Source organism: Embleya sp. NPDC050154 (assembly GCF_044460165.1).
Classification (GTDB): domain Bacteria; phylum Actinomycetota; class Actinomycetes; order Streptomycetales; family Streptomycetaceae; genus Embleya.
The window spans coordinates 143,653-155,878 of sequence record NZ_JBITJP010000009.1 but is presented as its reverse complement, the minus strand read 5'-3'; the positions used below and the strand labels follow the sequence as shown (position 1 = coordinate 155,878).

General features: G+C 71.9%; 10 protein-coding genes and 1 pseudogene. 3 read left to right on the top strand and 8 right to left on the bottom strand.

All coding sequences use genetic code 11. The features are described from left to right. Positions 1-23: 23 nt before the first annotated feature. The 4 genes from uppS to ACIBSV_RS20555 form a co-directional block, all read right to left on the bottom strand. The gene (gene uppS, locus ACIBSV_RS20570; protein ID WP_395864935.1) at positions 24-1,841 is read right to left on the bottom strand and encodes a polyprenyl diphosphate synthase; all 1,818 of its coding nucleotides are present in this window, start codon (positions 1,839-1,841) and stop codon (positions 24-26) included. A gap of 383 nt (positions 1,842-2,224) precedes the next feature. Beyond that, complete coding sequence (locus ACIBSV_RS20565; protein WP_395864933.1) at positions 2,225-3,445, bottom strand: cytochrome P450; 1,221 nt, start codon at positions 3,443-3,445, stop codon at positions 2,225-2,227. A gap of 166 nt (positions 3,446-3,611) precedes the next feature. Then, on the bottom strand, positions 3,612-4,370 hold the full coding sequence (locus ACIBSV_RS20560) for a ferritin-like domain-containing protein (RefSeq protein ID WP_395864931.1): 759 nt from the start codon (positions 4,368-4,370) through the stop codon (positions 3,612-3,614). Between the two features lie 153 nt (positions 4,371-4,523). After that, positions 4,524-5,909 (bottom strand): salicylate synthase, encoded by a 1,386-nt coding sequence (locus tag ACIBSV_RS20555; RefSeq protein ID WP_395864929.1) that lies wholly within the window; start codon positions 5,907-5,909, stop codon positions 4,524-4,526. Positions 5,910-5,936: 27 nt separating this feature from the next. On the opposite strand from ACIBSV_RS20555, the pseudogene ACIBSV_RS20550 reads away from it, so the two are divergent. After that, positions 5,937-6,407 (top strand): annotated as a pseudogene (locus ACIBSV_RS20550) (thioesterase domain-containing protein); the annotation flags it as partial. Continuing rightward, positions 6,308-6,826: a thioesterase II family protein gene (locus tag ACIBSV_RS20545; RefSeq protein ID WP_395864927.1), complete on the top strand. Its 519-nt coding sequence runs from the start codon at positions 6,308-6,310 to the stop codon at positions 6,824-6,826. The pseudogene ACIBSV_RS20550 and the gene ACIBSV_RS20545, both read left to right, overlap by 100 nt. Positions 6,827-7,449: 623 nt before the next feature. Here ACIBSV_RS20545 and ACIBSV_RS20540 read toward each other — a convergent pair. Next, complete coding sequence (locus ACIBSV_RS20540; protein WP_395864925.1) at positions 7,450-7,890, bottom strand: PPOX class F420-dependent oxidoreductase; 441 nt, start codon at positions 7,888-7,890, stop codon at positions 7,450-7,452. Between the two features lie 114 nt (positions 7,891-8,004). Further along, entirely contained in the window at positions 8,005-8,745 is a 741-nt protein-coding gene (locus ACIBSV_RS20535; RefSeq protein ID WP_395864923.1) for an SDR family oxidoreductase, read from the bottom strand. 124 nt (positions 8,746-8,869) lie between these two features. Here ACIBSV_RS20535 and ACIBSV_RS20530 point away from each other — a divergent pair, with 124 nt between their 5' ends. After that, positions 8,870-9,376, top strand: a complete 507-nt coding sequence (locus ACIBSV_RS20530) for an RrF2 family transcriptional regulator (protein ID WP_395864921.1) — start codon at positions 8,870-8,872, stop codon at positions 9,374-9,376. Positions 9,377-9,757: 381 nt separating this feature from the next. On the opposite strand, the gene ACIBSV_RS20525 is transcribed toward ACIBSV_RS20530, so the two are convergent. Next, complete coding sequence (locus ACIBSV_RS20525; protein WP_395864919.1) at positions 9,758-9,997, bottom strand: hypothetical protein; 240 nt, start codon at positions 9,995-9,997, stop codon at positions 9,758-9,760. Positions 9,998-10,488: 491 nt separating this feature from the next. Beyond that, a complete protein-coding gene (locus tag ACIBSV_RS20520; RefSeq protein WP_395864917.1) occupies positions 10,489-12,186 on the bottom strand; it encodes an ABC transporter substrate-binding protein in 1,698 nt (565 codons plus the stop codon). Positions 12,187-12,226: the final 40 nt, after the last annotated feature.

The following is a 12,226-nucleotide window of genomic DNA, read 5'->3' as shown; positions in this document are numbered from 1 at the left end:
CGCTCTCGGCAGGGAGCACCGCGTCAGTGGCCCGGTGTGCCCGCGTCGTGGGCGGGTTGCCCCGCCGGCGCCGCGGAATCCGGTACGGCGCCGAAGTTGCGGCCGCGGTCCGCGTACGCGGTGATCGCCCGCCACAGGTCGCGGCGGTCGACGTCGGGCCAGCGGGTGTCGCTGAAGTGCAGTTCCGCGTAGGCGGCGTGCCAGGGCAGCAGGTTCGAGGTGCGCTGTTCGCCGCCCGTGCGCCACAGCAGGTCGACGTCCGGCAGGTCGGGCAGGGCCAGGTGGGCGGCGAACACGCGCTCGCAGATGTGCGCCGGGTCGATCCGGCCGGCGACGGCGGCTCGGGCCAACGAGGCGGCGGCCTGGGTGAGTTCGATCCGGCCGCCATAGTTCACGCACAGGGTCAGGGTCAGCCCGGTGCGATCCCGGGTGGCGTGTTCCAGGCGCACGAGCCGTTCCAGCACGTCCTGCGGCAGTCCTTCGGCGGAGCCGGCCCAGCGGAAGCGCACGTCGTGATCGAGCACGGCCGCGTCGACCATGTCCTCTCGCACGAGTGCGAGCAGGCCGTCGATCTCCTCGGGTCGCCGACGCCAGTTCTCCGTGGAGAAGGCGTAGAGCGTCAGGTGCCGCAGGCCGATCTCCAAGGCGCCGTGTACGACGTCGCGCATCGACTCGCCGCCCGCGCGATGGCCTTCGGTACGGGGCAGGCCCCGGTCGGTGGCCCAGCGGCCGTTGCCGTCCATCACGACGGCCACATGCCGGGGGAGCCGGCGCGGGGGACAGCTCGGCGGGCGCGCGCCCGAGGGATGCGGCCGGGGAGGCGTGGGGGTCTCGGTGCGGGGCGCCGGCAACAGGGCCGACAGGGCGGGCGGGCGAGGGGTCGCGGTGTCCCGTCGGGACCGCGCGGGACCGATCGGCGTGAGGAAGCGCCACGCCACGTGCGCCTTGAGCCGGGCGGGGAGCAGGATGCGCCGGCTCGCCAGCCGGGGCAACCGGGGCTTTCCGCGTAGTAGCTGTGCCCCGGCCCGCTCCACGCGTTCCAGCCGCAGCCGGCCGATGTCGGTCACCGCACGCGCCACCACGGCGAGTGCGGGGGGCAGTTCGCGGAACAGGTCGGGTTGGGCCAGCCAGAGGCGGGCCTGTGCCGCCAGGTGCGCGATCATCGCCTCGACGGGCGCGTCGTGCGTGCCGCCGGCCAGGTCCGCCGCCGTGAGGCCGTGGTCGGTGAGCACCTCCACGGGCACGGTGATCCGGCCCTGGGCGAGGTCCTCCGCGAGGTCCTCGAGATTGTCGATGATGCTCAGCGCGTCCACCCACTGCCGGGCGGCGTCCAGGTAGCGCAACCGCAGTGGCAGGTACAGGCCCGCAGCGGCCAGGAGCGCCGCGCCCTGGGCGAAGAAGGAGGTGTTGACCGCCTGGGAATAGGCGCTCCACGCCTTCCAGGTGGGATGGATACGGCCGGTGATGTCCGCTCGGGTGGCGGCGAACGCCGCCGAGAGGCCGTCGGTCGGCAGGTCCCAGGTCAGCATCGTGTGCACCAGGGCCCGGCGTACCGGATCCTCGCTGTCGCCGCGCCGCAGGTCCTCGTCGAACGCGGCGGTCCAGGCGTCGAACAGCGCCTCTCTGCCGGTGGGATCACCGGTGTCGGCGACGTCGTCGATCACCCGGCCGGCCGCGTAGATCGCCCACAGCGCCGGGCGTAACGCCGGCGGCATCAGCCGGGCGGTCGGGTACTCCGTGCCCCCCGCCCGGCGGATCGCCCTGCGGCATGCCTCGTAGCCTTCGACGAGACGCGGTTCGTCGATCGCTGCCGCGCGGTAGACGGAACGGGAACGGCGCATGGGGCTCCTCGGCCGGGCGGGACGGCGTGCGCGTCGCGGCGGGCACATCCGTACGGGACGGGCGGATCCGTACCAGGCGCGCCCCGGCGGGTCGAAACCGCGCGGATCTCGCACGATCGTGGCAACGCCCTTGTCACGACCCGGTGTTGGCGGATGATCCGGGCATAGGGGGAGACAACCGGTTTCCGGCCCGCCATGTCACGCGTATGGGCCGAAGATGCCTCGCAAGGGTGATCCGTCAGGGCCGAACGGGTGACGAGACGTCGGGGTGCGGCATAGGCGGCGAGGATCCGGGCCGGCCGCGTGGATCGTGCGGGCCGCGCCCGTCGACGCGCTCCGTGCCCCGACCCCGCGTGTCGATCACCGGCGGGGTCGGGGCGGTGTCAGCCCAGTCGTACGCGCAGTTCGCGCAGCGCGCGTACGGAGAGGTTGTCGTGCCACCGGATGTCGTCGTCGGCGAGTGACATCACCGGTGCTCGGCGCAGGAGTTCGCCGAAGGCGATGTGTGCCTCCATGCGGGCGAGCGCGGCGCCGGGGCAGGCGTGGACTCCCGGCCCGAAGGCCTGGTGCCGGCGCCCTTCGCGGGCGATGTCGAAGCGATCCGGGTCGACGAAGACGCTCGGATCGCGGTTCGCGGCGCCGAGCATGAAGAACACCAGGTCGCCCGCGCGGATCTCCCGACCGCCCAGCACCAGGTCCCGGCGTGCCATCCGGGACAGCCGTTGCACGGGGCTCTCCAGGCGCAACATCTCCTCGATCGCCGAGGGCAGCAGGTCGGGACTCTCGCGCAGGCGCGCGAGTTGCCCGGGATGGCGCAGCAGCAGCAACAGGCCGTTGCCGAGCAGGTTGGTGGTCGTCTCGAAACCCGCGAAGATCATCATCAGGCAGGTGGAGACCACCTGTTCGTCCGACGAGGAACCGTTCCGGAGCAGCACGCTGATCAGGTCGTGGCCCGGCGCGCGGCGGCGTTGGGCGACCAACTCGCCGAGGTGGGCCGAGGCTTCGCGGACACTGTCGAACGCCTCGGCGGCGGTGGACAGGTAGGTCGCGGGCGGGGCGCCGAAGAAGTCGACGATGCCGATGGCGCAGCGTTTGAGCAACTCGTGGGATTCGCGTGGTGCGCCGATGATCTCCGAGACGACGTAGAGCGGCAGCGGCACGGCAAGGTCCGCGACCGCGTCCAACTCACCGCGTGCCGGCGCACGGTCGAGGATCTCGGCGACCGTGCGCCGGACCAGGGGCTGAAAGGACCGGATGACGCGTTGGTTCATCGAACGTGTCACCGGAGCGCGCAGCGGCCGGTGTTCGGGCGGATCGGCCATCAGCGGCCAGCGCGAGAGCACTTCGGCCAACGGACGAAACCGATCGCGGTGGGCGGGCGGGAACTGCCGCAGGCGTGGGGTGATCCGGTCCGCGGAGATGTCGGGATGGGCGGTTCCGCGGACCACGTCGTCGTACCGGGTGATCAGCCAGGCATTCCACCGGGGGTCGAAATGCACGGGATCGTGCTCGCGCAGGGCCCGCAGTGCCGGGTAGGGATCGTTCCGAAAGGACGCGGAGACGAGGTCGATGTGTGCGGTGCTCGTGTCGGGACGTATCGTCACCGACCCGCCTCCCGCCCGATCGGAGCATGGTCGCGTCGTGGTGAAGGCACATTTCCGCTCGACGCGGGGCGTAAGGGTAAGTGCGGGTGTGGGCGAGGGAGGCGACTAAGTGTAATCATGTGATTACTATAGCCATATCGCTGGAGCCCCTTCGCCCCCTCAGACCTCACGAACCACCGACGGCAACCGCCGAATTCCGGTGCGGGCGGGAGTGAATCCGTCGGGTGACGGCGCGGAAGTCGCGGGCCACGTGACCGGTGAAGCGACGGCGGGTCGTGCCGAGCGACGCGAGTGCCTTGCCGTGGTCGTAGACGACCACGGCGGTCGCGCCCGCGGTGATCATCCACCAACCGGCGACCGCGATCGCTCGGGTCGGCGGTGCCAGGTCCGCCAACGACGTGCGCAGGACGTCGCAGTGCAAGGGGACGTGACGTTCCTCGTCGGCGAGGATGCGGGCGGCGACCTCGGCGGCGAGCGGGTCGCCGACGCCGTCGTGGAGCGCGCGGTAGTACGGGAGCGCGATCACCTCGGCGACCATGAGGACCATCAACTCCAGGCGCAGGCCGAGCGAACGCCGCAGCCGGCGAAAGACCGCGTCGGACCAGTGGCCCGGGATGGTGTCCGCGCCGGCCGCGGCGAGCAGGTGCGCCAGGAGTCGGGCGTGGTTCTGCTCCTCGGCCACGAACAGCCGGATCGTCGCGGTGTAGACGTCGTCGCCGTCGGCGGCTGCCTTGGCGATCAGGACGCGGCCGTCGCTTCCCTCGCCGACCTGGAAGCGCTGGATGCTGCGGACCACGGCCGGGTGCAGCCGTGCGCCGGCCGCCCACGCCGGGTCGCCGTCGTCCGCGCGTCGTTGCGCCGCCGCCCGGAAGTCGCTCAGCCAACGGTCGTGGTCCGCGCTCGAAGAATCCTGGATCTGCGACATGGACGCTCTCCTTCCGTACGCCGTGGCGCACGCGAACGCGGCCGGATACCGCGTTCTGCGAAGGACGCGCGCGAGCGTCCGACGGTTGTCGAGCCGGGGCGGCTCCGGGGCGGCGCGGGCTCGGCGCGGCCGGGCTTCGGCGCCGGTGCTTGCTCAGCCGTCGGTGAACGCCGCGTAGGGTTTGGGTGGTTCGTCCTCCGGTGTCGCCGGCACAACGTACGGAGCGACGGTGGCGAGGGTGTGGCACGTTCCGCGGTATTCGTGCACCGGCCGTGAGTCGGCAACGACGCCCGCACCAGCGCGCAACCAGGTGCGGCCGTTCCGCGTGTAGACCATGCGCAGCGCGAGCGCGGCGTCCAACTCCCCGGCGTGCGTGCCCCGTACGACCGCGCCCGCGTACAGGCCGCGAGGCGCCTCCTCGAACTCGGCGATCATCGAGCACGCGGCCGTCTTCGGCACGCCGGACACGGTCACCGCGGGGAACAGCGCGAACAGCGCGTCCCACGGCCCGTGTCGCGCGTCGAGGCGCCCGAACACCCGGGAGCCGATGTGTTGGACGCTGCCGCGTTCCCTGGCGGTCATGAACTCGTCGACGCCGACACCGTCCGGGTCGCACAGCGGGGCCAGTTCGTCTTGCGCCAGGCGTACCGAGATCGCGTGGTCGTACACCTCCTTGGCGTCCTGGATCAGCGCGGCCCGCCGCCGTGCGTCGAACACCGGGTCGCCGTCGCGCGGACAGGTGCCGGTGAGCGGTCGGGTGGCGATCCGCAGGTCGGCGTCGACCTCCACGAGGGTCTCCGGACTGAACCCGGCGGCCCGGAGCCCGGGCAGGTCGAGCAGGAACGACCGCGCGGGTGTGTTCGCGCGAAGCCCGCGCAGGTAGGTAGCGGGGAAGTCCACCGGGTAGGGGACCTCGACACCGCGAGACAGGAGCACCTTGTCGAGTTCGCCCGCCCGGATGCGGTCGATCGCGGCTGCCACGGTGGTGGCGAACAACGCGAATTCGTCGGTCTCGACCTCCACAGGCCGCGTCGTCGTGGTGCTCGACCGGTCCGCGGCCGTCGCGGCGAGCAACACCCGGTCGAGGTCCTCGTCCGCCAGGGCGCGCACGGTCAGCGACGTCTCGTCGACCTCGACCTCGACGCGGGGAACGGTCAGTCGGCCCAGCTCCGGGCCCTGGTCGGAGGGCGGCAACTTCGCTGATACGCAGCCCAGTTCGTAGTCCAAGCGGCCGTAGACCCGCCAGTCCCGGATCGGTGCGTCGGCCAGGAGGGTCTCGATCGCCCGCGCAGGCGAGCCCGCCCACGGCACGCTCGTACGACCCTCGCCCACCCCGACCATCGTGTCGTGGTGGATGGTGAGCACCACGGCCGCGCCGCCGGCGAACCACCAGCGCGCTTCGCTTGCGTAGACGAGCGATTCGTCGAAGAGTCCGGACTCGGCCAACCGCACCGCGACGGCCGGCGGATCGTACCTCCCTTCTCGACGAACGTGCAGGTAGCGGCGGGTGGGCGCGGTCGTGGGGGAGTCGATGGTCACTGGTTGCACCGTCCTCGGAAGCTGCGCATGAGTGGGGCAGGGGGGCCGGAGCGGCAGGCGCGGATCCGGCGACGGACGTCGGATCCGGGTGGACCGACGACGTCCCAAAGTCGTGCGAGCCCGGCCGCGCGGATCGAACCTTCTTTTCCCGCAGGGGGTTTGGCTTCGATCATGGGCACGGTCGCGCGAGCGCCCCCTCGTCGGCGAAGCGCGCTCGATGCGCCTTCGACGACCCCTGTATGGCGATCATTTAGGTTAGCCTTGCCTAACTTGAACGTGCCAGGCCGGGTTTGGGTTCCCGCCCCGGGAACGAACTCGACTCGCGGGAACCGAGGAGGGGTCGTTGACGAACGCCCGCGCGCGCATGCGGCCGCGATCGCGACTCGGATCAGGTCGTCGTGCGCGCTGTTCGGGCACAGCGTGGGTGCGGCCGTCGCGTACGAGGTCGCGCTGCGGCTACAGGCGCACGGACCCGGTGCGACCCACCTGTTCGTGTCCGGGCGGCACGCGCTGCCCATGTCCGCGACGACGACGTGTACCTGTGTGACGACGACGGGCTGCCGGCCGAACTCGGCCGACTGGGCGGCACCGGAACGGCGTTGCTCGCCGACCCCGCGTTGCGCGAGATCGTGCTGCCCATCCTGCGCAACGACTATCGGCTCGCCGAGCGCTATCGCCCGACGCAAGGCATCCGGCTGCGCTGCCCGGTCACCGCGATGATCGGCAATGTCGACCCGGAGGTGACCGGGACCGAGGCCCGACGCCGGGAGGAGGTCACCGGCGCGCCGTTCGACCTGCGGGTGCTGCCGGGCGACCACTTCTACCTGACACCGCAACGCGACGCGGTGGTCGCCGAAGTGGTCCGCCGACTCGTCCCGGCCCCGGCCGCACGGACGCTCGGGCCGTCCACCCCCTGACCGCCGACGGGGCCGCCGGCGACCCGAAGTTCGCCGGCCTCGGCCGCGACGCCGACTACGTCACCGGCCGGTCCGGCTCGCGCGGCGTCTTCCATCACGCGCCCGCGACCGATCCCGCCGTCCTGGCGTTCGAGGAACGTGCCGAGGAGACCGGAACGTGGCCCGAGATTTTCAGCGGACCTGCCCAGGTCGTGGACGCCGCCTCGACGCGCGTCGCGATCCCGGTACCGACCGTCAACGGCGCCCGCGAGCCGTTCTCCTGTGGCCCGGGCGCCGCGGAATGTTCTTCGGGTCCGGCGCCGGCCGCGGTCGTACGGCCGTACCACGCGCCCGCCGCGACGGTGCGCGCGGCGGTGGTCCACGAGGCCGGCCACGCGGCACTTCCGGAACACGCGGCTCCGGCGGTCCGCCTTGCCGTGACCGACTTTTTCGACGATTACGTGGGGACCTGCCGACGCGTACGGGCGTGTCCTGATCGGTCGGCGAGTGCGGCGGCACGGCACCCCTGCCGATGTCGCACTCGCCGATTCGACGGCAACGCGCCCGCCACGCGGTCGACATCGGCCCGGGTGCCGGGGCCGGGGTGGGTGCGCCGCCGCCGCGATCGCCCGGGACCGGCTCGGCTACTCCGCAGCGGTACGGCTGCCGCCCGCCTGGTCGCTGTCCTTGAGCGTGCCCCAGCCGTGCCAGCGGTCGATCTCGACCCAGGCACTGACGCGGCCCCGGGCGCGCTGCGGGTAGTCCTGGCCGCCGTAATGACGCGACAGGCGGTCGATGTCGATCAGGTCCTTGTCGTCGCGGATCTCGGTGACCCGGCCGATCAGGCTGAGATGCGTGTACCAGTTCCCGGTGTCGAGCACGGTCAGCGAGACGCGCGGATCGTTGCGGATGTGCTCGAGCCGTTTGCGTCCCTCGTCCATGTTGACGAGCACCCTGCCCTCGTCCCACAGGTACCAGGTCGCCGTGGAGACGGGTTGGCCGTCGGCCCGGAGCGTTGTCACGACCGCGGGATTGGGCTGCCGCAGCATCTCGATCGCCTGCTCGGGCAGTGGCGGCTTCGACATGGGTCCTCCTCGTCGGTGTCCGGCCGCGGTGGATTCCCCCGCGACGATGTCGCCGCACCCGACCGCACCGAAACCCTACTCCCGGATCCCTCGGATTCCGTCGACGCGCCGCCGCTACCGGTCCGTTCGGATCCAGTCCCGGTAGTGCGTCGGTGCCAGGTGCGCGTCCGGCCCCGCGGTGAGCACGTCGCCGGGGACGGCCGCGAACATGCCGGCCGTGTCGTCGACGACCACGGTGCGGGCGTCGGCGCGCGCGGCCAGGGTGATCCTGCCGAGTTCGTCGAGGGTGAAGACGTCTGGGCCGGCGACGTTGCGGATGCCCTGGAGCGGGGTGCCGACACCGACCTCGACGACCGCGTCGACGACGTCCGCGGCGGCGATCGGCTGGACCGGGGTGGCGGGCAGACGGACGGTGTCGTCGTCGGAGGTCCAGGACAGCACGGCATCCATGAACTCGAAGAACTGGGTGGCGCGCACGATGGAGTACGGCGTGGGCCCCTGGCGGAGCAGGTCCTCCTGTAGGGCCTTGGCGCGGTAGTAGTCCAACCGGGGCACCCGGTCCACGCCGACGATCGACAGGATCACCTGGTGTCCGACCCCGGCTTCCGCTGCCGCGTCGAGCAGGTTGCCCATGGAGGTGCGGAAGAAGTCCGGGGACTTCTCGTCGAAGGTCGGCGAGTTCGCCAGGTTGACCACCACCTCGGCGCCCTCCAGTGCCTCCCGCAGGCCCTTCCCGGTGATCAGGTCGACACCGGTGGACAACGCCGCAGGGAGGGCTTCGTGGCCGCTCGCGGTCAGTTTCCGGACCACCTGCGAGCCGATCAGCCCGGTTCCGCCGACGACCGTGATCTTCATGGCTGTTCTGCCTCTCGTCGAGTGCGCGAGGTCGCGCGGGAACGCATCCAAACTCGGATACATCTTGTCCGTGATAATACTCGGATAGAGTTCATCCGAGTCAACCGGAGGGACGGTCGAGCGGATGAAGCTGTCGGGCGGAGTGGAGTCGGCGCTGCACTGTTGCGTGGTGCTGACCACGGCGACGGAGCCGGTACCCGCTGCGCGGCTCGCGGAACTCCACGGCGTCTCCGGCAGCTATCTGGCCAAACAACTCCAGGCGCTCTCCCGCGCGGATCTGGTGGGCTCGATCCAGGGCAAGTCGGGCGGGTACGTGCTGACCAGGGCGGCCGAACGGATCACCGTCCTGGACGTCGTGACGGCTGTGGACGGCGCGGAACCCGCGTTCGTGTGCACCGAGATCCGCCAGAGGGGTCCGCTGGCGGCGGCGCCGGAGGCGTGCATCCGACCCTGCGCGATCTCCCGTGCGATGGCCGCCGCCGACGCCGCGTGGCGCGCGGCGCTGCACGCGATCACCATCGCTGATCTGGCCAGGAGCGTCGACGAGGACTACGGCCCCGCCGCGCTCGCGGGCATCCGCACCTGGCTGAACGAACCGAGCGCCGGCGAGGGTGCGCCCGCCGCCGACTGAGCGCCCCTGCCGCCGTTCGAGCGCACGCCACCGACCGGCGCGCGCCACGGCATAAGAAACGCGGATGCGATGGCAAGAGCCCGCTCGACCCGGCCATCCGCGAGGAGGAAGGGCTCCGGGAGGAGCATTTGCGCTTCGCGTGACGCGTCGCCGGGCATGCTTGCGGGGACGAAGGTGTGCCGATTGCGGGGAGGCGGGGATGGTGGGCCGACTTGGGGTGCCGATGCGGACCACACCCTTCGGGTTGTCGGGGGCGGACATCCGGTTCGGCCCATTCGGGCCGATGTCGCCTTCGGCGACGGTGGGTTGACGGCCGCCCGCATTCCCGACTCCCCGACCCTCCCGACCTCTCGACCTCCCGATTGGGACCTCGGGCGGGGCTCAGCCGAGCGTGGGCAACTCGTCGAGGGGGAGTTGACCGGTCTGCACCCCGCCGATCGGCAGGCCGCCCGTCGTCACCGCGTCCGCGAACATGCCGGCCGCCGCTCCGGGAACCTCCCCCGCGGTGGTCGGGGGTTGCGGAGCGGGATCGGCGTGGGCGCTGCCCGCCGTCGCGGCCGTTCCGACCGCCGCCAATGCCGTCAGCACGGCGATCCCGCCGAGCCGTCCTCGAAGAGTCATGTGCAAGTCCCTTCCGTACCACGGGTCATGGGTCGCGGGTCACGCCCCGGCGGGGCGGATCTCCGTCGCCCCCTGGCGGGGAGCGCCCGGGCGCGGATTGGCGTCGCCCGGCGACAGCGGGTCAACGCCCGTCGGCATGCGACGGTTACGGGTGGGTCGCCTCGTCGGCCGAGGCGCCGCCCGCCGTGCCGGCCCGTCGTCGGTTTCGTGGGCGCGGTCGGCGTACGGCCGCACGTTCGAGCCGGACGCCGAGCAGGGAGGGGCCAGGTGAGGCCGGGGGTCGCGTGCGGGCCGACGGCAGATCGCCCGGCGCCGCATCCACGGTCGATGGCCGGCGATGGCCGCGAGGCGTCGGCTCCCGTCAGGGAGGAGCCGACGCCTCGGAAGCCGTGCACTTCCGGGGCGAGTTCGCCTCGGAAGCCGTGTACCTCCCGGGCGCGTGCGCCTCGGAAGCCGTCTACCTCCGGGGCGAGTGCGCCCGGAGGCAGGAGTCATCGCTTGCCGGCCCTGCGCAGCGTGGTCGGCAGGATGCCGCCGCCGTCCACCTCGAAGGCGTAACGACGGGTGAACCAGGGGGAGTTGGAGTCCATGAAGGTCACCACGTCGACGCGTTTGATCAACTCGGCCTCGGCCGCGGTCCATTCCGGGCAGCCGGCGGTGTCCGGCTTGGTCATCGCCTCGGCCGTGAGGCGCTGGTACTCGGGGTTGTCGGTGGCGCCGAGGTTGAGGCCCTCGGCCGGCTTGGGACCGGAGAAGAACACCAGGTTCTGATCGGGGGTGGGCACCGAGATCGGCGCCCAGGCGATGTCCCACTGGCCGGCCATCAAGGTGGAGACGTTGGTCGACTGGGAGGTCTGGCTGGTGTCGACCTTCACGCCGAAGGCCTTCCACTGCCGGACCGCCAACTCGACGGCGGCGATCACCTGGGTGCCCTGGTAGCCGGGGTAGGGCATCGAGAGGGACAACTGTCGGCCGTCCTTGCTCCAGCGCCCACCGGACTTCTTCCATCCCGCGGCGCGCAGTGCCTCCGCGGCGCGGGCCACGTCGTGCGGCGGGAGGTTGGCGGTGACCGAGTCGGTGGGGCAGGGCGGTGCCATCGTGGTGCCGAGTCGGGTCGCCGGCGCACCCTTGCCGCCGGTGGCCACGGCACCGATCTGCTTGAGGTCGAGCGCGGCGATCATGGCCCAGCGCACCCGGGCGTCGGCGGTGACGCGATTCGGGGCCTCGTTGAACAGCAGCATGCCGAACGGGTCCCGCTGGATCTCGAACCCGAGGCCGGCCGCCGCGAGCCGGGCACGATCGGCACCGATGACCCGCGCCACGTCGAGTTGTCCACCCAGGAGCAGATTGGTCCTGGTGGACTCGTTGCCGACGAACTTGAAGACCACCCGGTCCGGTGTGGCGGCGTTGTCGGCACCGTCCGGGCCCCACGTATATCCGGGGCGTTTGGTGAAGGTGAAGTGGTCGCCCGCCACCACTTCGGTCAGCCGATAGGGCCCGGTGCCGTCGGACGCCTGGTCCAGCTTCTCCTGCGACCGCATGCCGGAGGGGCACACCAGTTGCACGGTCCCGGCACTGCGCAGCAGGAACGGGGCGGACTCCGGGGCTTTCAGCGTCAGGGTGCCCGCGGCGTCGTCCGCGGTGGCGGTGGCGCCGACGGGCACCAACAGGCCCGCCATCGGCGACTTGTTCGCCGGGTCGCCGATGTAGTTGTACTGCGCCGCGATCGCGGACGGGGTCAGCGATGTGCCGTCGTCGCACATCACGCCGCGCCGGAGGGTGAAGTTCGCCGTGGTCGTGTCGGCGGTCCACGTCTCGGCGATGCCGGAGGCGATGCGCCCGTCGGGTCGGATGTTGACCAGCGAGTCGTACGCGAAGCGGTTCATCATCACCGCGCTGGAGGCCAGCGTGGTCAGCGGGTTCATGCCACCGGGGTCGCCGGGCACCCCGATGGTGATCGTGTTGCCGCCGGTGGAGGTGCCGCCGCTGTCGGTTCCCCCGCACCCGGCGGCAAGCAGCCCCAGTGCGACGGCCGCCCCGGCCCCTCGGGACACGCGTCGCATCCGCACACTTCCCGTGCGGCGGCCGGCGGCGGCGTGACCGGTGCCGTTCGCCGCGTCCGACTCCTCGGCCACCGCTCGTCGACGGTGGCCGGGCGGCGGGCCCGGCAGTTCGGATCGTCTCGTCACGGGATTCCTCCTGGGGATGTGGCGCTCGCCGCACACGTCG